Source organism: Micromonospora sp. NPDC049048, from assembly GCF_043197615.1.
In the GTDB taxonomy this organism is placed as follows: Bacteria; Actinomycetota; Actinomycetes; order Mycobacteriales; family Micromonosporaceae; genus Micromonospora.
The window spans coordinates 681,562-704,302 of sequence record NZ_JBICTM010000001.1 but is presented as its reverse complement, the minus strand read 5'-3'; the positions used below and the strand labels follow the sequence as shown (position 1 = coordinate 704,302).

The window sequence follows — 22,741 nt, the reverse complement described above, 5'->3', positions numbered from 1 at the left end:
TCTGACATGACGAATCCTCACGACCACGCGGGTTCCACCACGCGCATCGAACGACACCACTACGACGTCGTCGTGATCGGGGCCGGCGGCGCCGGCCTGCGCGCGGCGATCGAGGCCCGCCTCGCCGGCAAGAAGACCGCGATCATCTCCAAGTCGCTCTTCGGCAAGGCGCACACGGTGATGGCCGAGGGCGGCGCCGCCGCCGCGATGGGGAACGTGAACAGCCGGGACAACTGGCAGGTGCACTTCCGCGACACGATGCGCGGCGGCAAGTTCCTCAACAACTTCCGGATGGCCGAGCTGCACGCCAAGGAGTCGCCGCAGCGCATCTGGGAGCTGGAGACGTACGGTGCGCTCTTCGACCGCACCAAGGACGGGAAGATCTCGCAGCGCAACTTCGGCGGCCACGAGTACCCCCGCCTGGCGCACGTCGGCGACCGGACCGGCCTGGAGCTGATCCGCACCCTCCAGCAGAAGATCGTGTCGCTCCAGCAGGAGGACAAGCGCGACCACGGCTCGTACGACGCCCGGATCAAGGTCTTCTCCGAGACCACGATCACCGAGCTGCTGCTCGACGGTGACCGGGTCGCCGGCGCGTTCGGCTACTACCGGGAGTCCGGCGAGTTCGTCCTGTTCGAGGCGCCGGCGGTGGTGCTGGCGACCGGCGGCGTCGGCCGCTCCTACAAGGTCACCTCGAACTCCTGGGAGTACACGGGCGACGGTCACGCGCTGGCCCTGCGGGCCGGCGCGACGCTGATCAACATGGAGTTCCTCCAGTTCCACCCGACCGGCATGGTCTGGCCGCCCTCGGTGAAGGGCATCCTGGTCACCGAGTCGGTACGCGGCGACGGCGGCGTGCTGAAGAACTCCGACGGCAAGCGGTTCATGTTCGACTACGTCCCCGACGTCTTCCGCAAGCAGTACGCGGAGACCGAGGAGGAGGCGGACCGCTGGTACACCGACCCGGACAACAACCGGCGCCCGCCGGAGCTGCTGCCGCGCGACGAGGTGGCGCGGGCGATCAACAGCGAGGTGAAGGCCGGCCGGGGCACCCCCGCGGGCGGCGTCTACCTGGACATCGCCTCGCGTAAGCCGGCGGAGGAGATCCGCCGCCGCCTGCCGTCGATGTACCACCAGTTCAAGGAGCTGGCCGACGTCGACATCACGAAGGAGCCGATGGAGGTCGGCCCCACCTGTCACTACGTGATGGGTGGCGTCGAGGTCGACCCCGACAGCGGTGCCGCGTTCGGCCACGTGCGGGGCCTCTTCGCCGCGGGCGAGGTGTCCGGTGGCATGCACGGCTCCAACCGGCTCGGCGGCAACTCCCTGTCCGACCTGCTGGTGTTCGGCAAGCGCGCGGGCGGCCACGCCGCCTCGTACGCCGACAGCCTCCCCGCGCGCCCGAAGGTCGGCATCGCCGCCGTCGAGGCCGCGGTGGAGACGGCCCTCGCGCCGTTGCAGCGGGACACCGGCGAGAGCCCGTACACCCTCCAGCAGGACCTCCAGGCGGTCATGGGCGACCTGGTCGGCATCATCCGCCGCGAGGGCGAGCTCGAAGACGCGCTGATCAGGCTGGCGGAGCTGCGGGAGCGGGTGGCGAAGGTCAGCGCGAGCGGCGGCCGGCGCTACAACCCGGGCTGGCACCTGGCGCTCGACCTGCGCAACATGCTGGTCGTCTCGGAGTGCACCGCGAAGGCGGCGCTGGAGCGGCGCGAGTCGCGCGGCGGGCACACCCGCGAGGACCACCCGGCGATGGACCCGTCCTGGCGCCGGGTCAACCTCGTCTGCTCCCTGGAGGGCGACACGGTGCGCCTGGAGCGCAAGCCGCTGCCGAAGATGCGCCCGGAGCTGATCGGCCTCTTCGACCGCGCGGAGCTGGCCAAGTACCTCACGGACGAGGAACTCGCCGAGTTCGACGCCCAAGTCGCCCACGTCGAGACCGAGAAGGAGCGCTGACGCAATGGGTAACCAGAACTCCCCGGGGCCGGGTAAGTCGGGCGCCAAGCGCCAGTTCCGCATCTGGCGGGGCGACGAGAACGGCGGCGAGCTCCAGGACTACATGGTCGAGGTGAACGAGGGCGAGGTCGTCCTCGACGTCATCCACCGGCTCCAGGCGACCGACGCCCCCGACCTGGCCTGCCGCTGGAACTGCAAGGCCGGCAAGTGCGGCTCCTGCTCGATGGAGATCAACGGCAAGCCGCGGCTGAGCTGCATGACCCGGATGTCCACCTTCACGGAGGACGAGACGGTCACGGTCACCCCGCTGCGTACCTTCCCGGTGATCCGGGACCTGGTCACCGACGTCTCGTTCAACTACGAGAAGGCCCGGGAGACGCCGGCGTTCGCGCCGCCGGCCGACCTGGCGCCCGGCGAGTACCGGATGCAGCAGGTCGACGTGGAACGCTCGCAGGAGTTCCGCAAGTGCATCGAGTGCTTCCTGTGCCAGAACGTCTGCCACGTCATCCGGGACCACGAGGAGAACAAGCAGGCGTTCTCCGGGCCCCGGTACTTCATCCGGGCGGCCGAGCTGGACATGCACCCGCTGGACGCGAAGAGCGACCGCAAGGAGTACGCGCAGGCCGAGCAGGGTCTCGGATTCTGCAACATCACCAAGTGCTGCACCGAGGTCTGCCCCGAGCACATCAAGATCACGGACAACGGGATCATCCCCATGAAGGAGCGGGTCGTCGACCGCAGGTACGATCCCCTTGTGTGGCTTGGTAGCAAGATCTTCCGGAGGGGTCAGGTGCCGCAGACCATCGTGACCAGCGAACACGTCGGTGGCGCGGTGCGCCAGAGCGCCGCCCACGGGGGCGTGCACTCGCACGCGGGCGGCTCGCACGACCCGCACGCCGAGGTGCAGGCGCAGCAGGGCGTCAACTGGCACCGCGAGGTGCCGAAGCCGACCGCGCCCGCCGTCGACGCGCACGGCAGGCTGCCGCTGACGGAGCTCACGTTCGACCGGGCCGCCGCGCCGTCGCCGTTCGGCGACGACGTGGCCTTCCCGCTGCCGCCTGAGCACCTGAACTTCGCCCACCCGGAGCAGGACAAGCACTGAGTGCGCTGACGATGACGGGGGCCGCGGCTTGATGCTGCCGGCCCCCGTCCTCTTTCGGCCCGGGTGTCCGCTTCCGTCAGGCGGACAGGATGGGCCGGAGGGCGGCGACGATCGGCGCGTCGGCGGGAAGCCAGGTGACGCTGTCCAACTCGTCCGCCGCTAGCCAGCGCAGCGCCGAGTGCTCCAGGGCCTGTGGCTGGTCGTCGTGCAGCAGGCGGGCCGCGTAGACCTTGAGCACCGAACGACCGTGGGCCATCCGGACGTTGCGGCCCACCCGGTCGCCGATCTCCACACGGACGGCCAGTTCCTCGGCGCACTCGCGGGCGAGCGCGGCGGTCTCGCTCTCGCCCGGCTCCACCTTGCCGCCGGGGAACTCCCACATGCCCGCCACCTCGGGCGGGGCGGAACGGGCGCAGGCGAGCACCCGGCCGTCCCTGATGATCGCCGCCCCGACGATCACCTTGAGGTCCCGTCGCTCGGCCTGCCCACCGCCATTAGCCCGTTCGGTCCGCACGGGCATCCAGCGTGCCAGATCAATCGGCGGTTTGGGTACCGTGGCTGACCGTCAGGGCAGGAGAACCCGGAAGTGTGGGCGTGGACACACCCAGCATGCGAGGACAGACTAGAAGGCACCGACAAGACACGGGACGGCGACGATTTGGCCACAAGCCGGCAACGGCGCCTGGGAGGTGCGGTGATGCGCGCGCTGTTCAGCAGTCGATCTAAGCACGACTATCTCAGCGACGCCCTCACCCTCCTCACCGGCTGGATCCGGGAGGGTGAGCAGATCCGACGCACCCTCACCATCGACGATTCGCAGCACGCCGCCCTCACCGAACGGGTGAAGGTTGTCGCCGACGCACTGCACCTGCGCCCCGAGATCAGCCGCCGGGCCGACCAGACCCAGATCCGGGTCGGGCACGGCAGCGTGCCGCTGACCGAGGGCGAGGTCCTGCTGGCCGCGCGCATCGAGGACGCGTACCGGGCGGTCACCGAACCCTGATCCCTCCCCGGCCGGCACCGCCCGGGGCACCCCGCCGGGCCCGGGTCACCGGCCGGTCAGGCGTCGTCCTCGGGGTAACAGCGCAGCTCGACGACGTTGCCGTCCGGGTCCCGCACGTAGATCGAGGTGGCGTCGCCGCGCGCGCCGAACCGGCCCACCGGGCCCTCGATCACCGCGAAGGCACCTGAGGCGATCACCTGCGCCCAGTCCAGCGGCTTTACCACCAGGCAGAAGTGGTCGACGTTGGTCCCGCCCCGGTCGCGGCGCACGAGGTCGATGATGGTGCCCGCGTCGACCCGTACCGAGGGGAACGGGACCTCGCCGGCCCGCCACCGGTCGACCCGTACCGGCGCCAGGCCGAGCTGCCCGCAGTAGAAGTCCAACGCGCGCTCGACGTCGGTCACGTTGAGCACCAGGTGGTCGAAGCCCGTGACCCGCACCGCGCTCACCTCGTCTCCAGCGCGTGCGCCTGGCGCAGCCAGTCGGTGAACAGGGCGGGGTCGACGTCGGCGAGGGTCCGCAGCTTCACGGTGGCCATCTGCCGGGCACCGGGGACGAGCCGCCCCGAGGGGTCGGTGACCTCGGCGCCGCGCCACAGCCCGAAGGTGACGTACGCGGCGTACGCCTTCACCAGGCAGACGGGGCGCCGGCCCGGGCGGTCGCCGAGACCCCAGACGGGGTGCCCGTGCCACATCGCGCCCGTCACGTCCGGCAGGGCCGCCTCGATGATCGGGCAGAGCTTCTCGCCGACCTCCCGCAGCGGGGCGTCGAGGGCGGCCAGGTAGTCGGTGACTGTCGTCGTTTCCATGCCACTCACGATCCGCCGGCGGGCGCGGCCGACCAAGACGCGATCGCACTACCATCGTTGAGCCGGATTCAACGATGGGGCGGGACGTGCTGGAACGACACGAGCTGGAGACCTTCCTGACCCTCGCCGAGGAGCTGCACTTCGGCCGGACGGCGGCGCGCCTGCGGGTGACCACCGGGCGGATCAGCCACGTGGTGAAGAAGCTCGAACGCCGCGTCGGCGCCCCACTGTTCGCCCGTACCAGCCGCGTCGTGCAGCTCACCCCGATCGGCCGTCAGCTCGCCGCCGACCTCGCGCCGCTGGTCGCCGGCATCGACGACGCGGTACGCCGGGCCGTCGAGGCGGGGCGGGGCGTGACCGGACGCCTGCGGGTCGCCTTCCTCGGTGAGTGGACCGCGCCGACGCTGCTCAAGGCCGTCGCCCTCTTCTCGCAGCGCCACCCCGAGTGCCAGGTCGAGGTACGGGAGGTGCAGCTCTTCGACTCCCGGCAGAGCCTGCTCGACGGCTCCGTCGACATCCTGATGGCCGCGTACCCCTTCGACGGGATGGCCTGCGGCCCGGCGCTGCTGGAGGAACGGCGGTTGCTCGCGGTGGCCGCCGGGCACCCGCTCGCCCGGGAGGAGTCCGTCAGCCTGGAGACGCTCGGCGACCATCCGGTGGTGCAGTACCCGGCCGTGACCTCGGCGGGGTTCAAGCGCGACCGCACCCCCGAGCACACCCCGTCGGGCCGGCCCGTGCCGAAGGGACCGGCCGGCAACACGTTCTCGGAGATGCTGACGCTGGTCGCCATGGGTCGGGGGGTGCTGCCCGTCGGCGAACACACCCGCCGCTACTACCCGCGCCCCGACGTGGCGTACGTGCCGATCCGCGACGCGCCACCGATCCGGCGGGGCCTCATCTGGCGGGAGAGCAACGGCACGGCCCGGGTCCACGAGTTCGTCCGCGCCGCGACCGACGCCAACGCGGCCTGACGGACGCCGGCCGGAATGGCATGATCGACGCCGATGAGGCACGGCGAGTTCCGTCATCCACGGCTGGTCCCGGTCTACGACGCCGAGTGCCCCTGGTCACGTGACGACGAGTGGTTCCTCGCCGTCGTCAGCGAGACACCCGGCGTACGGGTCCTCGACCTGGGCTGCGGCACCGGGCGGCTCGCCCTCGCGCTGGCCGACGCCGGCCACACCGTCACCGGCGTCGACCCGGCCCACGCCTCCCTCGACGCCGCCCGCGCCAAGCCGGGTGCCGAGCGGGTGACGTGGATCGAGGGCACCTCGGCCGTACTGGCGGACGGGTCCTTCGACGTGGCAGTGCTGACCAGCCACGTCGCGCAGTTCCTCGTGGCCGACGACGAGTGGGCGCGTACGCTCGCCGACCTGGCCCGGGCGCTGGTGCCCGGCGGCCGGCTGGTGTTCGACTCGCGCGACCCGGAAGACCGGCGGTGGGAACGCTGGAACCCGGTCGATTCGCGGCGGCGGATCGCCCTGCCCGACGGTGGGGTGGTCCAGGCGTGGACACGCGTGCACGCGGTGGCCGGTGGCCGCGTCGACTTCACCCACCACTACCTCTTCGGCGACGGCGAGGAACTGCTCAGCTCGGCCACCCTGCGCTTCCGAACCGAGAAGGAGCTGCGCGGCTCGCTGCGGTCGGCCGGGTTCGCCGTCGAACGGGTCCTCGGCGGCTGGGGCGGGGAGCCCGTGGGCCGGGGCGATGGCGAGTTCCTCGTCCTGGCCCGTCGGGAGTGATCTTCGGTTGGCATGCCCGGCCTACCGTTGAGGGCATGGCGAACGCGACGTACGACCGCAAAGAACAGTTCCAGCAGATCCAGAGCGGCCTGCTCCACGGGGAGCAGATCATCGCCGTCTACGACGCAGTCGGCACCGGCACCGGCTTCATCGGCCTGACCGACCGGCGCGTCATCATCCAGGACCGCTCCTTCGTCGGCAAGCGGTACGCCATCACCAGCATCCCGTACTCGAAGATCACCAGCGTCAGCGTGGTCAGCAACAAGTCGTGGGGCGGCTCGTTCTTCTCGACCGGCGCCATCGCGATCCACGTCGGCACGCACACCTACGAGGTGGAGTTCCGGGGCGCCGACAAGAGCCACCACGTACACAACGTGATCCTGCACCACATCAGCTGAGCGGGGCGGCGAAGCCCACGGGCGGCGGGTAAATCGGTTGCCGGCGCCGTCCGGGGCCGGTTGGGTGGGGTCAGGCCGAGTGAAGGGAGACGACGATGTCCGACGCGTCGAGGTCCGTCCAGGCAGGAACCCCCGACCAACCGGAATCGAGGCTTCGTGTACACCCGCACTTCCGCACCACCCGCGCCGGAGGGCGCTGACCGCGTGCCCCGGGGAGGCCGATGATGTCGGTCTTCGACGATCCCGGTCTCTTCGGCCGGCAGTGGGCCGACACCTACGACGGTCCCGGCAGCCCGGACCCGGCTCCGGCGGTCGACTTCCTCGCCGCCCTGGCCGACGGCGGCCCGGTCCTTGAGCTCGCCATCGGTACCGGCCGGGTCGCGCTGCCGCTCGCCGAGCGAGGTGTCACCGTCGAGGGCGTCGAGGCGTCACCGGAGATGGTGGCGAAGATGCGCCCCAAGCCCGGCGGCGCCGACATCCCGGTCGCCATCGGCGACATGGCCGACGTGCCGGTCACCGGCCCGTACCGGCTGGCGTACCTGGTGTTCAACACCCTGTTCAACCTGGTCAACGCCGAGCGGCAGGCGGACTGCTTCCGCAACGTCGCCCGGGTGCTCGCGCCGGGCGGCGCGTTCGTCATCGAGGCGTTCGTGCCGGACCCGGCCGACTTCGACCGGGACGAGCAGGTCCAGATGCGGGCGGTGACCGAGGACTCTGCCACCATCCGTGTACACCAGTACGACCGGGCGGCACAGACGTTCGTCCGGCAGACCATCACGTTCGACCGGAACGGCGTCCACCTGCGGCCCTTCGCGATGCGCTATCTCTGGCCGGAGCAGGTCGACGAGTTGGCGGAGCGGGCCGGACTCCGGCTCGCCGAGCGCTACGCCGACTGGCACCGGTCGCCCTTCGGGCCGGACAGCGCCTCGCACGTCTCCGTGTACCGCAAGGGGTAGGCACACCGGGACGCAGCGCGGAGGGAGCGGCCGATCCGACGGAACGGCCGCTCCCTTCGCCGGTCGGCGCACCGGGTCAGTGTCCGGGCAGCAGGGTCGCCGCGCGATCCAGGAGGGCTCGCCGGGTGGCGCCGGAGTGTGCCTCGGCGGCCCGTCGGAACAGCTCGGCGGCCCGGTGCCGGTCGCCCTGCCGGGCGGTCAGCTCGGCCTCGGCGGCGACGGCGAGCGGATAGCCGTCCAGCGCCCCGCCGGCCCGGGCGGCGGCCAGCAGCGCCAGCCCCGTCGCCGGCCCGTGCGCGTAGCCGTGCGCGACGGCCCGGTTCAACTCCACCACCGGCGACGGCTGCCGCCGGGCTAGCCGGTCGTACGCCTCGGCGATCGCGATCCAGTCGGTGGCCTCGGCGGAGGCGGCGGTGGCGTGGCACGCGGCGATCCGGGCCTGGAGGGCGTACGGGCCGTCCGCCGTGACCCGGGCGAGGATGGCGACCCCCTCGGCGATCGCGTCGTGGTCCCAGCGGGAGCGGTCCTGCCGGTCGAGGGTGAGCAGGTTGCCGTCGCGGTCGCGCCGGGCGTCGCGCCGCGAGTGCTGGAGGAGGAAGAGCGCCAGCAGCGCCGCCACCTCGGGCTGGGCCGGCATCAGCCGGTCGAGCAGCCGGGCCAGCCGGATCGCCTCGTCGGCGAAGGCGGGCTCGCCGTCGGCGTCGTAGCCCTGGGTGAAGAGCAGGTAGAGCACGGCGAGGACGCCCGGGAGCCGCTCGGCGAGCGCCGGGCCGGTCGGCACCCGGTACGGGATGCCGGCGGCGGCGATCCTCGCCTTGGCCCGGGTGAGCCGCCGGGTCATGGTCGACTCGGTGACCAGGAAGGCCCGCGCGATGTCGGCCGCCGGCACCCCGCAGACCGTACGCAGCGTCAGGGCGACCCGCGCCTCCGGCGACAGGGCCGGGTGGCAGCAGGTGAAGACGAGCCGCAGCCGGTCGTCCACGATCTCCCCCTCCCCCGTCGTCCCCGGGCCGGGCTCCGGTCCGGTCAGCGTCAGCACTGCCAGCTCACGCAGCTTGCGCCGCTCGACCGAGGCCCGCCGGAGCACGTCGATCGCGCGGTTGCGGGCCACCGTCATCAGCCAGCCGCCCGGGTTGGCGGGCACGCCCTCCGCCGGCCACCGGGTCAGCGCGAGCGCCCACGCCTCCTGGGCGCAGTCCTCGGCCAGGGTCCAGTCGCCGGTCACCCGGATCAGGGTGGCGACGATCCGGGCGTACGATCCGGTGCTCGCGGCGGCGACGGCAGCCGCCACCGCGAGCGGGTCGGCGGGGCCGTCAGCCATCCAGGCCGACGACCGGGCGCAGTTCGAGCCGCCCCTGGCGGGCCATCGGGTGGGCGCGCGCCACCTCGATCGCCTCGTCCAGGTCGGCGCACTCCAGCAGGTCGAAGCCCACGATCACCTCCTTGGTCTCGGCGAACGGGCCGTCGGTGACCAGCAGCTCCCCGTTGCGGACGCGTACCGTCGTGGCCGCCGTCGTCTCCGCGAGCGCGTCGCCCGTCAGCCGCCGGCCCCGGGCGTCGTTCTCCTCGACCCACGCCTCGATGTCCGGCCAGTCGGCCCGGTCGGTGTCCGGCTCGCTGTCGGTGCAGACGAACATCAGGTACTTCATGCCGCTCCTCCGTGTCGGATGGTCACCAGGGTGACGAACGGGCGGCCCGGTTCCGGACACCCTGCGGCCGGCGATCTCAGAATTTCGCCGGGCGGCGGGTGCAGGGGCCGTCGTGGTCGGCCCGCAGCAGGCAGCGCCGGCCCTCGGGCAGCAGCGTGTCACAGAAGACCCGGTGCCGCAGGTGCTGCGCGTCCTCGGCGGAGACCGTGGTCTCGCCGGGGTCGGTCTGCGCGAGCACGCTCGCCCACCGCGCCACCACCCGAGCCAGGCGTACGGCGGAGAGCAGGTCCCTCGTGACCACCGGCAGGTGAATGACGAAACGCTCCCGGGCGACTCTCATGAGCAGTGACCTCCGGCGGTAAGGCGAGCATGACGGCGGGCCAGTCACCTAGTGACGGAGCATTTCCACCCGAGCACCAAGCGTTACTGGGACTATAGGCCCAGGGGCTCAGGGGCACAACCAGACCTGCCGACGGGGGAACAAGGCTTATGTGCCATGACCATCGATCCGCGCTCGCACACCCCGGTCTATGTGCAACTCGCCGAGCAGCTTCGGCAGCGCATCGAATCGGGCGAGTTCAGCCCTGGGGCAACCTTGCCGAGTGAGACACGGCTGACACAGGAGTACGGGATCGGCCGTGAAGCCGTGCGCATGGCGATCTCACTGCTGCGATCCGAGGGGCTGATCAGCACGGTAAGGGGCCACGGCAGCCACGTGCGCGAGACACCCGCACGCCGGCCGGTCGAGGTGCCCTCCGGTGGGACGGTGATCGCGCGGATGCCCACGGGTGAGGAGCGGCGGAGTTTGCAGCTCGACGAGGGTGTGCCGGTGCTGGAGGTCCGCCACCCCAAGGGCACCACGGAGGTGCTGGCCGGCGACCAGGTCGAGCTGACGCGCCCCGCCGCCGGCTGACTCACGCGCCGGGCAGCGACCGTCCCGACTACTCCCGCAACCGGGCACGTGCCGCCGCCACCGTCCCGGCCTCGACGCCGGCCCCGGTGAGGTACGACGTCGCTCCGCCGTAGCGGTCCGCCAGATGCGCCAGTGTGTGCAGCATCGCCCCGGGCGAGCAGCCGTCGGTGCACGCGTAGTCCCTGGCGACGACATCGGCGGCGACGCCCGCCACCGTCAGCAGGAGCGCCACCAGCACCCCCGTTCGGTCCCGGCCTTCGTGGCAGTGCACGACGACACCGCCCGGCGGCGCCTCGGCCACGGCCCGGAAGGCCGCGCCGATGCGCGACCGGTTGTGGTCGAGCATGGGGACGTAGGTGTCCGGCGGCGGCTCATAGCCCAGCACGTCGTTGAGCATCGGCACGTGGCGGTGGACCGGCTCGCCCGCGAACGGGCTGGGATCCCGCGCGCACTCCCACGACCAGCGCAGGTCGACGATGCGGCTGACCGGCCCGCGTCGAAGGGACTCGACGGCCGCAGGGGTCAGGAGGTGGTGGCCGTCCGACCGCAGCAGTGCGCCGGCACGGATCCGGCCACCGTCCACCGTGGGCAGGCCGCCGAGGTCACGGGCGTTCCGACAGCCCGACCAGTCGAGTTTCACCCGTCCACCTTCCCGTCCCCGCCGCAGCGGTGCCTCCGCCACCCGGGCGGCGTGGAGATCTTGGTAGATCCCGGCCCCTCCGAGGGCCGTTTCGTACCAAGATCGTCAGCCGATGTCCGCGACGTCCCAGGGGTGGGTGTCCGTCGGGTCGTACGGCGTGTCCGCCAGCTCGACGGCCTGCGCGTGCTCCTGCGCGTGGTAGGCGTGGGCGCAGCGCGGCTGCACGGTCACCAGGTCCCCCGCCCCGATCGTCAGCTCGGTCCGCTCGTCGGAGTCCAGGTCACGGAACACCGCCCGGAGCCGCCCGCTGATCACGTACAGCGTCTCGGTCTTGTGGACGTGGTAGTGGTTGCCGCGCGGCCGGGCGTCCGGCCGGAACTCCAGGTACGCCAGGAAGCGGTAGGTGCCGCCGTTGACGATCTGGGCCAGCTCGCCGGCCGGCGACTCGATCCGACCGCCACCCGCCGGGATCGGCGGTGACGTCAGCGGAAGCCTGCGGAGGCGTACCTTCTGCACCGCCCGATCGTAGGTCCGACCCGGCGACCTGATTGAGCGCGAATCCGCCTGCTGCTCGTTCTTCACGTTCGACCTCTCCCGGTCCGGCCCGGACGCGCTGACGCTGGACGTCCGGGTGCCCGCGGCACACGCCGACGTGCTCGACGGCCTCGCCGACCAGGCGAGGGCAGCGACCACCGGGCGGTGAGCACGCGGCTCCCGCCCGTGGGGCAGGTGGTGCTCCCGCTACCTTCGACCGCATGACGGTCGCCCGTTCCATCCTGCTGTTCCTGCTCGCCGCGCTCGCCGAGATCGGCGGGGCCTGGCTCGTGTGGCAGGGCTGGCGGGAGAACCGGGGGCTGCTGTGGGTGGCGGCGGGCGTCATCGCCCTCGGCTTCTACGGCTTCGTCGCCACCTTCCAGCCCGACCCGAACTTCGGCCGCATCCTGGCCGCGTACGGCGGCGTCTTCGTCGCCGGCTCCCTCGCCTGGGGCATGCTCGTCGACAAGTTCCGCCCCGACCGCTACGACCTGGTCGGCGCGGCCATCTGCCTGGTCGGGGTCGCCATCATCATGTACGCCCCACGCAGCGGCTGAGCCGCGCTCCCGCGACCGGGGTACGGATGACGCTGGCTGCTACCTTCGGCACCCATGGACGACTCGCCCCCGTGGTACCGGCCTGCGCCCGACGTGTTGCTCATGTTCGGCACCAGCATCACCCTGCTCGGGTACCTGACCCCGTGGTTCCGGATCAGCGAGAGGTACCTGTGGTCGTATTCGGGCTGGGCCTACCTGGAAGTCGGAGGCGGCTGGACCTGGTGGGTGGTGGTTCTTCTCCTGACCGCCCTCGGTGCCAGCTTCTGGGCCCGCCGGGCGGCGGGGTTCGCTCTGCTCACCGTTGGCGCGGCGGTGGCCGGGATGTTCCTCGCCAGCGCCGTGGTCGCGGTGAGCCTGGGTTCCCTGCCGGAACGCAGCAACATCAACTGGGTCGGTGAACTGCCCTTCGGGTGGGGGCTGCCCCTGATGGCCATCGGCTTCGGAACCGTCGTCGCCGGAGCCCTGGCCGCCGTCCGCCGCTGACGGTACGTACGCCGTCGTCCCGCCCGCCTCACGTGCGGTCTCACGCGGCCCACTGGTCTCCCGCTCGAACAGGTAGCGTCCGACCATGCGCCTGAGGTTCGGCCGCCCCGACATCGACGCCTACGCCGACCGGTTCGACGTCCCGCTGGCGGCCGAGGGCTTCAGCGTCACGTTCCTCGGCACCGCCAGCCTGCTGTTCGACGCCGGCGACACGGCAGTGCTGACCGACGGGTTCTTCTCCCGGCCGTCCCTGCTCCGGGTCGCCCTGCGCAGGCTCGCGCCCGACGACGCCCGCATCGCCGCCGCGCTCACCCGGCTGGGACTGGACCACGACCATGGCGGACGCAGGCTGGCCGCCGTGGTCCCGGTGCACACCCACTTCGACCACGTCCTGGACTCCGCGACCGTCGCCCTGCGCACCGGTGCGGTGCTCACCGGTGGCCTCTCCGCAGCCTGGGTCGGTCGAGGCGCCGGTCTCAGCGACGACCGCATCCAGGTCGTCACGCCGCGCGAGCCGGTGACCCGGGGCCCCTTCACCCTCACGTTCGTCGAGTCCGCGCACTGCCCACCGGATCGCTACCCCGGCGCCATCACCGCGCCCGTGGTGTCCCCTGCCAGGGCCGCCGCCTACCGGTGCGGTGAGGCATGGTCCGTGTTCGTCGCGCACACGAGCGGCCGGACGGCTCTGGTCCAGGGCAGCGCCGGCTACCGACCCTCGGCGCTGGACGGGTACCGGGCCGACGTGGTCTACCTGGGCGTCGGCCAGCTCGGCGCGCAGGACGAGGAGTACGTCCGTGCCTACTGGGCCCAGACCGTACGGGCTGTCGGGGCGCGGCGAGTGGTCCTCGTCCACTGGGACGACTTCTTCCGCCCGCTCGACCAGCCGCTGCGCGCCCTGCCGTACGCGGGCGACGACCTCGACCGCACCATGCGGGTCCTCGTCCGGCTGGCCGAGCACGACCGGATCGCGCTGCACCTGCCGACCGTGTGGCGCCGGGAGGATCCCTGGGCGGGACTCGGCTGACACCACAGGGGCCGGCCAGCATCCGGGGCTGCTGGCAGCTGACGGAATCCGCGTCAGTACGGCTGGCCGCACACCTTCCAGGCGCCGTCCTCCTTCACCAGCATGAACATGTGCTGGTCGGTGAAGCCGCTGTCCAGCGTCAGCGCCATGCGCACCGTCGCCGACGTGCGGCCGTTGACGCTCTGCACGTTCACGCCGTTCACCTTGTGACCGCGGATCTTCGGCTCCTTGGCGACACCCTGGGCGAACGCCTCCCTCGTGTACCCGGCGCGCGTGTCGCCGCACAACAGCTCGTACGCCGCGTCCGGGTCGCCCGCCTCCAGGTGGCTCACGAACGACTCGGCGGCCTGCCGCGCCGGATCCGTCGCACCCTTGACCCCCTTGTACAGGAAGAAGCCGCCGATGCCGGCGCCACCGCAGCACAGCACGAGGACCACGCCGACGACGATCAACACGGTGCGCAGCGTGCGCCGCTTCGGCGGCTGGGGCGGCTGGGGCGGCTGGGGCAGCTGGTACGGGTGGGTCATAGGTAGTGACAGTAGGGGCTACGAAAAGTCCTCGGGTACACCCTTACGGCGCTCCGATTGTGCCGAACAGGACATCCTCACCCCAGAAGACGCCACCTGCTTCTCGGAACGTCGCTGCCTCCGGGCGCCCCGGACGCCGATCCCCGTAACCACACCACCGATCGCGCACAGGCTCGGGGCGGAGAAAGGCCAACGCGCTTCGGGCACGTACGCCATGGTCATGGCGATTCCGGTGACGGCCATCACTGCACCGCCCACCATCAAGAGCAGATACACGAACCGTCGGCTCTGCATTGGATCAGTAAAGCAAGCATGGCAAGGCAGCCCTCGCGTCTGTTTCCTAACCGATAGTCACTCAGCCATTGCTGGGGCTGGAAATCCCTCGTTCCGCGAAGGACGCCGCGACGTCATTGAAGACCCTGACGGCAAGCTCCGGCTGCGCGAGGGCATCGGGCAACGGCAGCTCCAGCTGGGGGTCGTACCCGGGTAGGCCCGTGACCGCCTGGACGGCTTCGCCGAGTTGATACATCGCCGTGACGACCGCCCGAGCATCTCCGCCTCGGCACCAGAAGGGAACCGTGATCCCAGCCTCTGCTGCGTGGTAGCTGACCTGGATGCCAGTCGTCTCATGCGTCAGTTCGTAGTTGTGAGCCCCCTCGAAGACGAAAACCTCACCGAGCACCTGCCGCGCCGCCGCCACCAGTCGCGCCCAAGCCTCGTCGCTGGGGCGCTCGTCGCTGCCGGCCTCCTCTGCCGCGTCCAACGCGTCATCCCAGGACTGGTCGTCGCCTCGGGGCACGAAGATCAGGTCATAGCTCATGGCGAGGGACCGTACATCCGTCCGGCCTCGCCAGGGAGGGTCCCCGCCGTCGGCCACGGGATCAGCCTGCCGTCAGGTCCGCCCTTGGATCACTCCGACGCCTCCCGAGCCGGAGCGGAACCGGGGCTGTGTCCGGGATGTGCCCCGGGCGCGAACTCCTGATCTGCGGAAGCGTCCGCGCTCAGACGTTGAAGCGGAACTCCACGACGTCGCCGTCCTGCATGACGTACTCCTTGCCCTCGATCCGGACCTTGCCGGCGGCCTTTGCCGCCGCCATCGATCCGGCCGCGACCAGGTCGTCGAAGGAGACCACCTCGGCCTTGATGAAGCCGCGCTGGAAGTCGGAGTGGATGACCCCCGCGGCCTCCGGCGCGGTCGCGCCGACCGGGATGGTCCAGGCCCGCGCCTCCTTGGGGCCGGCGGTGAGGTACGTCTGGAGCCCGAGCGTGCGGAAGCCGACCCGGACGAGCTGGTCCAGGCCCGGCTCGGGCTGGCCGATCGACTCCAGCAGCTCGCGGGCCTCCTCCTCGGGCAGGTCCACCAGCTCGGACTCGATCTTGGCGTCCATGAAGACCGCGTCGGCCGGGGCGACCAGGGCGCGCAGCTCGTCGAGGAACTCGGCGTTGCCCAGCTCGGCCTCGTCGACGTTGAAGACGTACAGGAAGGGCTTGGTGGTGAGCAGGTGCAGCTCGCGCAGGTGCTCCAGCTCGATGCCCGCGTCCTTGGCGCCCGCGTAGAGGGTGACGCCGGTGTCCAGCAGTTCGACGGCCTGCTTGGCGGCGGTGACGGCGGCGGCCCGATCCTTGCGGAGCTTGGCCTCCTTCTCCAGCCGGGGCAGCGCCTTCTCCAGGGTCTGCAGGTCGGCGAGGATCAGCTCGGTGTTGATCGTCTCGATGTCGTCGGCCGGCGAGACCTTGCCGTCGACGTGCACCACGTTCGGGTCCGAGAAGGCCCGGACGACCTGGCAGATCGCCGAGGCGTCGCGGATGTTCGCCAGGAAGGCGTTGCCCCGGCCCTGCCCCTTGGACGCGCCGCGCACCAGGCCAGCGATGTCGACGAACGACACGGGGGCCGGCAGCACCTTCTGCGAGCTGAAGATCTCGGCGAGCTTGTGCAGCCGCTCGTCCGGCAGCCCGACCACGCCGACGTTGGGCTCGATGGTGGCGAACGGATAGTTCGCCGCGAGCACGTCGTTCTTGGTCAGCGCGTTGAACAGGGTGCTCTTGCCGACGTTGGGCAGGCCGACGATGCCGATGGTGAGACTCACGACGAGCCAGCTTACGCCCTTGCCCCACAGCCCCGACGAGCCAGGCCGGTGCCGGACCACGCCCGACCGATCCTGGTACGGGAGCGCCCCTCGAAGGGCAGTCTCGTACCAGGATCGGCCCGAAGGGCGCGGGGAGCGGGGCCGGTGCGGCGGGTCAGCAGGGGAGCAGGCGTGGTGGGATCGGGGTCTCCCGGGCGGTGCCGTCCTCGGCGCGACTGACCTCGTACGCCGAGACCCCCTCGCGGTCCGCGACCGCCTCGACCAGCCGGGTGCCCTGGTAGAGCAGGCCGGTGCCGTCGTCGGTGCAGTGGGCGGTCGGCAGCGTGCCGTCGGCGACCAGCCGGTGCATCAGCGGCCGGCGCTGCTCCTCGCTGTCGTAGTGCACGCCGTTGCCGTAGGGCAGCCAGCCCAAGCCGTCGGTGAAGCCGCGCAGGGTGGTGCCGAAGCTGTCGGTGGCCCCGCCGGCGTGCCAGCAGATCGAGCCGGCGGAGACGCCGCCGAGCACCACGCCGGCCTCCCAGCACTCGCGCAGGATCTCGCCGAGGCCGTGCACCCGCCAGACCGCGCAGAGGTTGGCGACGCTCCCGCCACCCACCCAGACCACGTCCTGGGCGAGCAGGTGGGCGCGGAGGTCGTCGACGTTGGGCATCGGGAACAGCGCCAGGTGCGTCATCCGGAACCGGCTGCCGGCGAACGCCTCGTAGACCCGCGCGAGCGTGGTCGGCTGGTCCCCCTCGGCCTGGTTGAGGAAGCAGATCCTCGGCTCCGGCCCGGCCCCGGCCAGCTCGGCGGCGAGGTCGAAGACGGGGTTGACCCGCCGGGTGCCGCCCTCGTGGCGCGGCGCGTAGATGCCCATGCTGGTGGCGAGGATGGTCGGTTCGCTGGCGGGCACGGTCGTCCTTTCCGTCAGGGTCTGCGCTGCCCATCCTGCCCGAGGCCCCTCCCCCTGCCGCCGGACGGGCCGGGCGCGGTCAGCCCGCGGCGACCAGGGCGCGGCGGACGCCCGCGGGCAACTGCCGGGTGGTCAGTCGCGGGGGCCGGCCTGACGGGGCACCACCGCCTCGATCCGCAGGGTGCCGGGGGCCAACTCCCCGGCGGCGGCCAGCGGCAGGGCGAAACGGGCCTCGGCGGCGGGGCCCGCCGCGTAGGACTCGCGGAGCATCCAGCGCACCTCGTCGGCCGTCCAGCCCAGCCCGGCGCGACCGGCGACCTCCCGGACCAGGCGCAGCGCCACCCTCGTGTCGTCGTCGTAGAACCGCATGCACCAGTGGTGCACCCACATGCCCAGCGCGCGCAGGCCGTCGGCGTCGAGCGAACGCACGAGGCGACCGCAGGCGGTGTCGCCGAACGCCCGCCCCGGATCGCCGGCCCGGTCCCGCTCGATCGCGCCGACGGCGGCCGGAGCGACCGCGCGCATCCGCTCGTAGAAGCGCTGCACCACCACGTCGTCCAGCGGCGGGTGCCCGTCCCGTGCCGACGCCGCCTCCCGACCCGCCACGCTCGCCATCGCCGCACCCCTTCTTGAGTTGGTGGCCGGACGGTACCGACCACAACCGACACTTTCGGGGCCGGCGTCCCGTTCGCTCGCGCACGGCCACGTCCGATTCCCGCGAGCCAGGGGCACCGGGCAGGAGCATCATCGGTGGCGTGGAGTTGGACTTCGAGCGGTGCTACCGGGCGGTCGACAGCCGCGACCAGCGGTTCGACGGCTGGTTCTACACCGGCGTGACGTCGACCGGGATCTACTGCCGGCCGTCCTGCCCGGCGACGACGCCGAAGCGGCAGAACGTCCGGTTCTTCCCCTCGGCCGCCGCCGCCCAGACGGCGGGCCTGCGCGCCTGCCGGCGCTGCCGCCCGGACGCCGCCCCGGGCTCCCCCCAGTGGGACGTACGGGCCGACGTGGTGGGCCGGGCCATGCGGCTGATCGCCGACGGGGTGGTCGACCGCGACGGCATCCCGGGGCTGGCCGCCCGGCTCGGCTACACCGAGCGGCACCTGCACCGGATGCTGCGGGCCGAGATGGGCGCCGGCCCCCTGGCCCTGGCCCGGGCGCAACGCGCGCAGACCGCCCGCACCCTCATCGAGACCACGGGGCTGGGCATGGCCGAGGTGGCGTTCGCCGCCGGGTTCGGCAGCGTACGGCAGTTCAACGACACGGTCCGGGAGGTGTTCGGGGCGGCCCCGTCCGAGCTGCGCACCACGCGCGGCCGGCCGCGTACGCCCGGCGGGGCGGGCACGATCACGCTGCGGCTCGCGTACCGCCCGCCGTTGCACGCGCAGGCGCTGCTGGACTTCCTGGCGTTGCGCGCGCTGCCCGGCGTCGAGGAGGTGCGCGACGGGACGTACCGGCGGGGCCTGCGGCTGCCGCACGGCCCGGGCGAGGCGGCCCTGACGCCGGCGGACGGGCACGTGACGGCGACGCTGCGGCTGACCGACATGCGCGACCTCGCCCCCGCCGTGGCCCGCTGCCGCCGCCTGCTCGACCTCGACGCCGACCCGACCGCCGTCGACGGCACCCTCGCCGCCGACCCGGGGCTGGCCGGGGCGGTCGCCGCCGAGCCGGGCATCCGCCTCCCCCGCTCGGTCGACGGCTTCGAGATGGCCGTACGCGCGGTCGTCGGCCAGCAGGTCTCCGTCCGGTCGGCCCGCACCACCCTCACCCGCCTGCTGACCCACCTGCGCCCACCCGCGCCCGAGGGCCCCGACGGGCCGGAGCCGTGGCTCGCCGGCTTCCCCGCCGCCGAGGAGGTGCTCGGGGTGCCGGACGAGGTGTTCGGGATGCCGGCCGGGCGGCGGGAGACGATCCGGGGGCTGGCCCGCGCCGTCGCCGACGGGTCCCTGGACCTGGCGCCGGGCGGGGACCGCGAGGAGAGCGTACGGCGGCTGCTGGCGCTGCCCGGCATCGGACCCTGGACGGCGGGCTACGTCGCGATGCGCGCCCTCGGCGACCCGGACGTCCTGCTCCCCACCGATCTCGCCGTACGCCGGGGCGCCGCCGCCCTCGGCCTGCCCGACGACCACCGGTCCCTCGACACGTACGCCGACCGCTGGCGCCCCTGGCGCTCGTACGCGGTGATCCGACTCTGGAGAGCAGCATGAGCATGAACGACAGCACCGTCATCGACACCCCCGCCGGCCCGCTCAGCATCGTCGCCGGCCCGGCCGGCGCGGTCCGGGCGGCGGGCTTCACCGGCGATCCCGAGAGCCTGCTCCCCCTGGTGCACCCGACCATGCGGGCACCGCTGCGGCACCGGGCCGACCTCGGCCCCGTCAGCGCCGCCGTGGCGTCCTACCTCGACGGTGACCTGGCGGCGATCGACGCCGTGCCGGTCGAGCAGCACACGGGGGGCGCGTTCATGGCGCACGCCTGGCAGGTGCTGCGCGAGGTGAAACCGGGCGAGCCCGTGACCTACACCGGTTTCGCCGGGCTGGCCGGCCGCCCCGCCGCCGTACGCGCCGCCGCCGCGGCCTGCGCCCGCAACGCCGCCGCCCTGTTCGTGCCCTGCCACCGCGTGCTGCGTACCGACGGGACGCTCGGCGGCTACCGCTGGGGGCTGGACGTGAAGAGGTGGCTGCTCGGGCACGAGCGCCGCTGACGGGAAGCCGACGGCCGTGTGCTCGCCAGCGGCGTGGGCCCGACGAGGCAGCGGGGGCCTACGGCTGTCGCGCGCCGGGCGGCGTCGCCGGACACGTTAAGCCGTGGTCCGGCCGCCGGCCGCTGCCTACGATCGACCGATGACAGACACGGAGAGGACGGCCCGCGCCGGCGTCCCCGACCGTCCGAGCCTGGACGGCATCGAGGAGACGTGGGCGCGCCGCTGGCAGGAGGAGGGCACGTACGCGTTCGACCGCTCGAAGGAGCGCCCGGACGTGTACGCGATCGACACCCCGCCGCCGACCGTATCCGGCGAGCTGCACATGGGACACGTCTTCTCGTACACGCACACCGACGTGGTGGCCCGGTTCCAGCGGATGCGCGGACGCACGGTCTTCTACCCGATGGGCTGGGACGACAACGGCCTGCCCACCGAGCGCCGGGTGCAGAACGTCCACGGCGTGCGCTGCGATCCGGCGCTGCCGTACGACCCGGACTGGCGGGCCCCCGAGGCACCGGTGGACGAGGCGGCCCGCCGGGACCCGACCCCGATCTCCCGGCGGAACTTCATCGAGCTGTGCGAGCGGCTGACCGTCGCCGACGAGCAGGTCTTCGAGGCGCTCTGGCGGCGGCTGGGGCTCTCCGTGGACTGGTCGTTGACGTACACCACGATCGGCCGCCTGGCCCGGGCCACGTCACAGCGGGCGTTCCTGCGGAACCTGGCCCGGGGCGAGGCGTACCAGGCGGAGGCGCCGACGCTCTGGGACGTCGGCTTCGCCACCGCCGTCGCGCAGGCGGAACTGGAGGACCGGGAGCGGCCCGGGGCGTACCACCGGCTGCGCTTCGCCGGGCCGGACGGGCGCGAGGTGCTCATCGACACCACCCGTCCGGAGCTGCTGCCGGCCTGCGTGGCGCTGGTCTGCCACCCCGACGACGAGCGGTACGCCGACCTGGTCGGCGGCACCGTGCGTACGCCGGTCTTCGGGGTCGAGGTGCCGGTGCGGGCGCACCCGCTGGCGGACCCGGCCAAGGGCACGGGCGCGGCGATGGTCTGCACCTTCGGCGACCTGACCGACGTGACCTGGTGGCGGGAGCTGCGCCTGGACACCCGGGTGGTGATCGGCCGGGAGGGCCGGCTGCTGCCGGAGGCGCCGGCCGGGGTGCCTTCGGGTCCCTACGCGGCGCTGGCCGGGCAGACCGTCAACGGCGCCCGGCGGACCATCGTCGAGCTGCTGGCCGACGCCGGCGACCTGGTCGGCGAGCCGCGACCGATCACCCACCCCGTGAAGTTCTACGAGCGCGGCGACCGGCCGTTGGAGATCGTCTCGACCCGGCAGTGGTACCTGCGCAACGGCGGGCGCGACGAGGGGCTGCGCGCCGAACTGCTGGCCCGGGGCGGGGAACTGCGCTGGGTGCCGGAACACATGCGGCACCGCTACGAGCACTGGGTGGGCGGCCTGACCGGTGACTGGCTGGTCAGCCGGCAACGCTTCTTCGGCGTGCCGGTGCCGGTGTGGTACCGGCTCGACGACGCTGGCGAGCCGGACTGGTCCCAGCCTCTCACGCCGGAGGAGTCCGCGCTGCCGGTCGACCCGTCCAGCGACGCCCCGCCCGGGTTCGAGGAGTCCCTACGCGGGCTGCCGGGCGGCTTCGTCGGCGACCCGGACGTGCTCGACACCTGGGCCACCTCGTCGCTGACCCCGCAGATCGCCGGCGGGTGGGAGACCGATCCGGACCTGTTCGCCCGCGTCTTCCCGATGGACCTGCGCCCGCAGGGGCAGGAGATCATCCGCACCTGGCTGTTCTCCACCGTGGTCCGCGCCCACCTGGAGCACGGGGTGCTGCCCTGGCGGGACACGGTGCTCTCCGGCTGGATCCTCGACCCGGACCGGAAGAAGATGTCGAAGTCCAAGGGGAACGTGGTCACCCCGATGGCGCTGCTGGAGCAGCACGGCTCCGACGCGGTCCGCTACTGGGCGGCCAACGGCAGGCCGGGCATGGACCTCGCCTTCGACCCGGCCCAGATCAAGGTCGGCCGGCGGTTGGCCACCAAGCTGCTGAACGCCTCGAAGTTCGCCCTCGGGCTGGGCGCCGCCGACGCGTTGCGCTCCCCGGCGACCGAGCCGCTGGACCGCGCCATGCTCGCCGAACTCTCCGGCGTGGTCGCCGCCGCGACGTCGGCGCTGGAGGCGTACGACCACACGGCCGCGTTGCAGGTCGCCGAGAGCTTCTTCTGGCGGTTCTGCGACGACTACATCGAGTTGGTGAAGGAGCGCGCCTACGGCTCCGGGCCGGGGGCGGACTCCGCCCGGGCGGCGCTGGCCACCGCGCTCTCGGTGCAGCTGCGGCTCTTCGCCCCGGTGCTGCCGTACGCGACCGAGGAGGTGTGGTCGTGGTGGCGCTACGGGTCGGTGCACCGCTCGACCTGGCCCACCACGTACGAGGTGGACCGGGCGATCCAGGGTGCCGGCGAACCGGAGCTGCTGCGGCTGGCCGCCGACGCGCTCAGCCAGGTGCGTCGCGCCAAGTCGGAGCGGAAACTGTCGATGAGGGCGGAGGTGCCGCTGGCCGAGGCGCTCGGCCCGGCGGCGCTGCTCGACCAGCTGACCGTGATCGCCGACGACCTCCGGGCCGCCGGCCGCATCGCCAAGCTGGACCTGCTCCCCGACCGCACCCCGGAACTCGTGATCGCCTGCGCGTTCTGACCCCCGCCCCGTCGCGCCCCACCCGGCGCGGCGGGACGGGGCTGGCGCGGCGGGGCGGGGCT

27 protein-coding genes are annotated in these 22,741 nt (G+C 72.6%); 14 read left to right on the top strand and 13 right to left on the bottom strand.

The window, feature by feature from the left end; genetic code table 11:
- Positions 1-6 precede the first annotated feature (6 nt).
- Both ACGFIG_RS03385 and ACGFIG_RS03380 read left to right on the top strand, forming a co-directional pair.
- A complete protein-coding gene (locus tag ACGFIG_RS03385; protein WP_392998699.1) occupies positions 7-1,956 on the top strand; it encodes a fumarate reductase/succinate dehydrogenase flavoprotein subunit in 1,950 nt (649 codons plus the stop codon).
- Positions 1,957-1,960: 4 nt separating this feature from the next.
- Positions 1,961-3,058, top strand: coding sequence for a succinate dehydrogenase/fumarate reductase iron-sulfur subunit (locus ACGFIG_RS03380; RefSeq protein ID WP_392998697.1), 1,098 nt, complete (start codon positions 1,961-1,963; stop codon positions 3,056-3,058).
- A gap of 76 nt (positions 3,059-3,134) precedes the next feature.
- On the opposite strand, the gene ACGFIG_RS03375 is transcribed toward ACGFIG_RS03380, so the two are convergent.
- Positions 3,135-3,572, bottom strand: a complete 438-nt coding sequence (locus ACGFIG_RS03375) for a (deoxy)nucleoside triphosphate pyrophosphohydrolase (protein ID WP_392998695.1) — start codon at positions 3,570-3,572, stop codon at positions 3,135-3,137.
- A 183-nt stretch (positions 3,573-3,755) separates the two neighbouring features.
- Here ACGFIG_RS03375 and ACGFIG_RS03370 point away from each other — a divergent pair, with 183 nt between their 5' ends.
- Positions 3,756-4,061 (top strand): 4a-hydroxytetrahydrobiopterin dehydratase, encoded by a 306-nt coding sequence (locus tag ACGFIG_RS03370; protein ID WP_392998693.1) that lies wholly within the window; start codon positions 3,756-3,758, stop codon positions 4,059-4,061.
- A gap of 56 nt (positions 4,062-4,117) precedes the next feature.
- On the opposite strand, the gene ACGFIG_RS03365 is transcribed toward ACGFIG_RS03370, so the two are convergent.
- Complete coding sequence (locus ACGFIG_RS03365; protein WP_392998691.1) at positions 4,118-4,510, bottom strand: VOC family protein; 393 nt, start codon at positions 4,508-4,510, stop codon at positions 4,118-4,120.
- Entirely contained in the window at positions 4,507-4,869 is a 363-nt protein-coding gene (locus tag ACGFIG_RS03360) for a DUF1801 domain-containing protein (RefSeq protein ID WP_392998689.1), read from the bottom strand. The genes ACGFIG_RS03365 and ACGFIG_RS03360 overlap by 4 nt, the downstream gene beginning before the upstream one ends.
- 86 nt (positions 4,870-4,955) lie before the next feature.
- Here ACGFIG_RS03360 and ACGFIG_RS03355 point away from each other — a divergent pair, with 86 nt between their 5' ends.
- The 4 genes from ACGFIG_RS03355 to ACGFIG_RS03340 all read left to right on the top strand — a co-directional run bounded on the left by ACGFIG_RS03355 (position 4,956) and on the right by ACGFIG_RS03340 (position 7,965).
- Positions 4,956-5,840 carry a LysR family transcriptional regulator gene (locus tag ACGFIG_RS03355; protein WP_392999404.1) on the top strand — a complete coding sequence of 295 codons (885 nt, stop codon included), beginning with the start codon at positions 4,956-4,958 and terminating at the stop codon, positions 5,838-5,840.
- A gap of 33 nt (positions 5,841-5,873) precedes the next feature.
- Positions 5,874-6,611 (top strand): class I SAM-dependent methyltransferase, encoded by a 738-nt coding sequence (locus ACGFIG_RS03350; protein ID WP_392998687.1) that lies wholly within the window; start codon positions 5,874-5,876, stop codon positions 6,609-6,611.
- A gap of 35 nt (positions 6,612-6,646) precedes the next feature.
- A complete protein-coding gene (locus ACGFIG_RS03345) occupies positions 6,647-7,009 on the top strand; it encodes a PH domain-containing protein (RefSeq protein WP_088998502.1) in 363 nt (120 codons plus the stop codon).
- Between the two features lie 224 nt (positions 7,010-7,233).
- Entirely contained in the window at positions 7,234-7,965 is a 732-nt protein-coding gene (locus tag ACGFIG_RS03340) for a class I SAM-dependent methyltransferase (protein WP_392998685.1), read from the top strand.
- A gap of 76 nt (positions 7,966-8,041) precedes the next feature.
- Here ACGFIG_RS03340 and ACGFIG_RS03335 read toward each other — a convergent pair whose 3' ends face one another.
- The 3 genes from ACGFIG_RS03335 to ACGFIG_RS03325 form a co-directional block, all read right to left on the bottom strand.
- A complete protein-coding gene (locus tag ACGFIG_RS03335; protein WP_392998683.1) occupies positions 8,042-9,286 on the bottom strand; it encodes an RNA polymerase sigma factor in 1,245 nt (414 codons plus the stop codon).
- Positions 9,279-9,614, bottom strand: coding sequence for a YciI family protein (locus ACGFIG_RS03330; protein ID WP_392998681.1), 336 nt, complete (start codon positions 9,612-9,614; stop codon positions 9,279-9,281). Before ACGFIG_RS03330 ends, ACGFIG_RS03335 begins: the two co-directional genes overlap by 8 nt.
- Positions 9,615-9,690: 76 nt before the next feature.
- On the bottom strand, positions 9,691-9,954 hold the full coding sequence (locus ACGFIG_RS03325) for a hypothetical protein (RefSeq protein ID WP_392998679.1): 264 nt from the start codon (positions 9,952-9,954) through the stop codon (positions 9,691-9,693).
- A 156-nt stretch (positions 9,955-10,110) separates the two neighbouring features.
- Between ACGFIG_RS03325 and ACGFIG_RS03320 the strand changes: the two genes are divergently transcribed.
- Positions 10,111-10,527: a GntR family transcriptional regulator gene (locus ACGFIG_RS03320; protein ID WP_392998677.1), complete on the top strand. Its 417-nt coding sequence runs from the start codon at positions 10,111-10,113 to the stop codon at positions 10,525-10,527.
- 28 nt (positions 10,528-10,555) lie between these two features.
- On the opposite strand, the gene ACGFIG_RS03315 is transcribed toward ACGFIG_RS03320, so the two are convergent.
- Both ACGFIG_RS03315 and ACGFIG_RS03310 read right to left on the bottom strand, forming a co-directional pair.
- Positions 10,556-11,167 carry a tyrosine-protein phosphatase gene (locus ACGFIG_RS03315; RefSeq protein ID WP_392998675.1) on the bottom strand — a complete coding sequence of 204 codons (612 nt, stop codon included), beginning with the start codon at positions 11,165-11,167 and terminating at the stop codon, positions 10,556-10,558.
- Between the two features lie 105 nt (positions 11,168-11,272).
- The gene (locus tag ACGFIG_RS03310; protein WP_392998674.1) at positions 11,273-11,683 is read right to left on the bottom strand and encodes a cupin domain-containing protein; all 411 of its coding nucleotides are present in this window, start codon (positions 11,681-11,683) and stop codon (positions 11,273-11,275) included.
- Between the two features lie 239 nt (positions 11,684-11,922).
- On the opposite strand from ACGFIG_RS03310, the gene ACGFIG_RS03305 reads away from it, so the two are divergent.
- The 3 genes from ACGFIG_RS03305 to ACGFIG_RS03295 all read left to right on the top strand — a co-directional run bounded on the left by ACGFIG_RS03305 (position 11,923) and on the right by ACGFIG_RS03295 (position 13,765).
- Complete coding sequence (locus tag ACGFIG_RS03305; RefSeq protein WP_392998672.1) at positions 11,923-12,258, top strand: YnfA family protein; 336 nt, start codon at positions 11,923-11,925, stop codon at positions 12,256-12,258.
- Positions 12,259-12,312: 54 nt separating this feature from the next.
- Positions 12,313-12,741, top strand: a complete 429-nt coding sequence (locus tag ACGFIG_RS03300; RefSeq protein ID WP_392998670.1) for a hypothetical protein — start codon at positions 12,313-12,315, stop codon at positions 12,739-12,741.
- Positions 12,742-12,826: 85 nt separating this feature from the next.
- Positions 12,827-13,765, top strand: a complete 939-nt coding sequence (locus ACGFIG_RS03295) for an MBL fold metallo-hydrolase (RefSeq protein WP_392998668.1) — start codon at positions 12,827-12,829, stop codon at positions 13,763-13,765.
- Between the two features lie 53 nt (positions 13,766-13,818).
- On the opposite strand, the gene ACGFIG_RS03290 is transcribed toward ACGFIG_RS03295, so the two are convergent.
- From ACGFIG_RS03290 to ACGFIG_RS03270, 5 genes are all read right to left on the bottom strand, one after another.
- On the bottom strand, positions 13,819-14,292 hold the full coding sequence (locus tag ACGFIG_RS03290; protein ID WP_392998666.1) for a hypothetical protein: 474 nt from the start codon (positions 14,290-14,292) through the stop codon (positions 13,819-13,821).
- A gap of 355 nt (positions 14,293-14,647) precedes the next feature.
- Complete coding sequence (locus ACGFIG_RS03285) at positions 14,648-15,112, bottom strand: hypothetical protein (protein ID WP_392998664.1); 465 nt, start codon at positions 15,110-15,112, stop codon at positions 14,648-14,650.
- A 181-nt stretch (positions 15,113-15,293) separates the two neighbouring features.
- On the bottom strand, positions 15,294-16,379 hold the full coding sequence (gene ychF, locus ACGFIG_RS03280; protein WP_392998662.1) for a redox-regulated ATPase YchF: 1,086 nt from the start codon (positions 16,377-16,379) through the stop codon (positions 15,294-15,296).
- Between the two features lie 154 nt (positions 16,380-16,533).
- Complete coding sequence (locus tag ACGFIG_RS03275) at positions 16,534-17,271, bottom strand: Type 1 glutamine amidotransferase-like domain-containing protein (RefSeq protein ID WP_392998660.1); 738 nt, start codon at positions 17,269-17,271, stop codon at positions 16,534-16,536.
- Positions 17,272-17,403: 132 nt separating this feature from the next.
- Complete coding sequence (locus ACGFIG_RS03270; RefSeq protein WP_392998658.1) at positions 17,404-17,886, bottom strand: hypothetical protein; 483 nt, start codon at positions 17,884-17,886, stop codon at positions 17,404-17,406.
- Positions 17,887-18,026: 140 nt separating this feature from the next.
- On the opposite strand from ACGFIG_RS03270, the gene ACGFIG_RS03265 reads away from it, so the two are divergent.
- From ACGFIG_RS03265 to valS, 3 genes are all read left to right on the top strand, one after another.
- Positions 18,027-19,478 carry an AlkA N-terminal domain-containing protein gene (locus tag ACGFIG_RS03265; RefSeq protein ID WP_392998656.1) on the top strand — a complete coding sequence of 484 codons (1,452 nt, stop codon included), beginning with the start codon at positions 18,027-18,029 and terminating at the stop codon, positions 19,476-19,478.
- Positions 19,475-19,975, top strand: a complete 501-nt coding sequence (locus tag ACGFIG_RS03260) for a methylated-DNA--[protein]-cysteine S-methyltransferase (RefSeq protein ID WP_392998654.1) — start codon at positions 19,475-19,477, stop codon at positions 19,973-19,975. Before ACGFIG_RS03265 ends, ACGFIG_RS03260 begins: the two co-directional genes overlap by 4 nt.
- A 139-nt stretch (positions 19,976-20,114) precedes the next feature.
- Positions 20,115-22,679, top strand: coding sequence for a valine--tRNA ligase (valS, locus tag ACGFIG_RS03255; RefSeq protein ID WP_392998652.1), 2,565 nt, complete (start codon positions 20,115-20,117; stop codon positions 22,677-22,679).
- Positions 22,680-22,741 lie beyond the last annotated feature (62 nt).

Bases quoted from the DNA above. Each gene is read 5' to 3' on its own strand.
- ACGFIG_RS03385 (WP_392998699.1), top strand. From the start codon at position 7: ATGACGAATCCTCACGACCACGCGGGTTCCACCACGCGCATCGAACGA.
- ACGFIG_RS03380 (WP_392998697.1), top strand. From the start codon at position 1,961: ATGGGTAACCAGAACTCCCCGGGGCCGGGTAAGTCGGGCGCCAAGCGC.
- ACGFIG_RS03370 (WP_392998693.1), top strand. From the start codon at position 3,756: ATGCGCGCGCTGTTCAGCAGTCGATCTAAGCACGACTATCTCAGCGAC.
- ACGFIG_RS03360 (WP_392998689.1), bottom strand. From the start codon at position 4,869: ATGGAAACGACGACAGTCACCGACTACCTGGCCGCCCTCGACGCCCCG.
- ACGFIG_RS03350 (WP_392998687.1), top strand. From the start codon at position 5,874: ATGAGGCACGGCGAGTTCCGTCATCCACGGCTGGTCCCGGTCTACGAC.
- ACGFIG_RS03345 (WP_088998502.1), top strand. From the start codon at position 6,647: ATGGCGAACGCGACGTACGACCGCAAAGAACAGTTCCAGCAGATCCAG.
- ACGFIG_RS03340 (WP_392998685.1), top strand. From the start codon at position 7,234: ATGTCGGTCTTCGACGATCCCGGTCTCTTCGGCCGGCAGTGGGCCGAC.
- ACGFIG_RS03335 (WP_392998683.1), bottom strand. From the start codon at position 9,286: ATGGCTGACGGCCCCGCCGACCCGCTCGCGGTGGCGGCTGCCGTCGCC.
- ACGFIG_RS03330 (WP_392998681.1), bottom strand. From the start codon at position 9,614: ATGAAGTACCTGATGTTCGTCTGCACCGACAGCGAGCCGGACACCGAC.
- ACGFIG_RS03325 (WP_392998679.1), bottom strand. From the start codon at position 9,954: ATGAGAGTCGCCCGGGAGCGTTTCGTCATTCACCTGCCGGTGGTCACG.
- ACGFIG_RS03320 (WP_392998677.1), top strand. From the start codon at position 10,111: ATGACCATCGATCCGCGCTCGCACACCCCGGTCTATGTGCAACTCGCC.
- ACGFIG_RS03305 (WP_392998672.1), top strand. From the start codon at position 11,923: ATGACGGTCGCCCGTTCCATCCTGCTGTTCCTGCTCGCCGCGCTCGCC.
- ACGFIG_RS03300 (WP_392998670.1), top strand. From the start codon at position 12,313: ATGGACGACTCGCCCCCGTGGTACCGGCCTGCGCCCGACGTGTTGCTC.
- ACGFIG_RS03295 (WP_392998668.1), top strand. From the start codon at position 12,827: ATGCGCCTGAGGTTCGGCCGCCCCGACATCGACGCCTACGCCGACCGG.
- ACGFIG_RS03290 (WP_392998666.1), bottom strand. From the start codon at position 14,292: ATGACCCACCCGTACCAGCTGCCCCAGCCGCCCCAGCCGCCCCAGCCG.
- ACGFIG_RS03285 (WP_392998664.1), bottom strand. From the start codon at position 15,112: ATGAGCTATGACCTGATCTTCGTGCCCCGAGGCGACGACCAGTCCTGG.
- ACGFIG_RS03270 (WP_392998658.1), bottom strand. From the start codon at position 17,886: ATGGCGAGCGTGGCGGGTCGGGAGGCGGCGTCGGCACGGGACGGGCAC.
- ACGFIG_RS03260 (WP_392998654.1), top strand. From the start codon at position 19,475: ATGAGCATGAACGACAGCACCGTCATCGACACCCCCGCCGGCCCGCTC.
- valS (WP_392998652.1), top strand. From the start codon at position 20,115: ATGACAGACACGGAGAGGACGGCCCGCGCCGGCGTCCCCGACCGTCCG.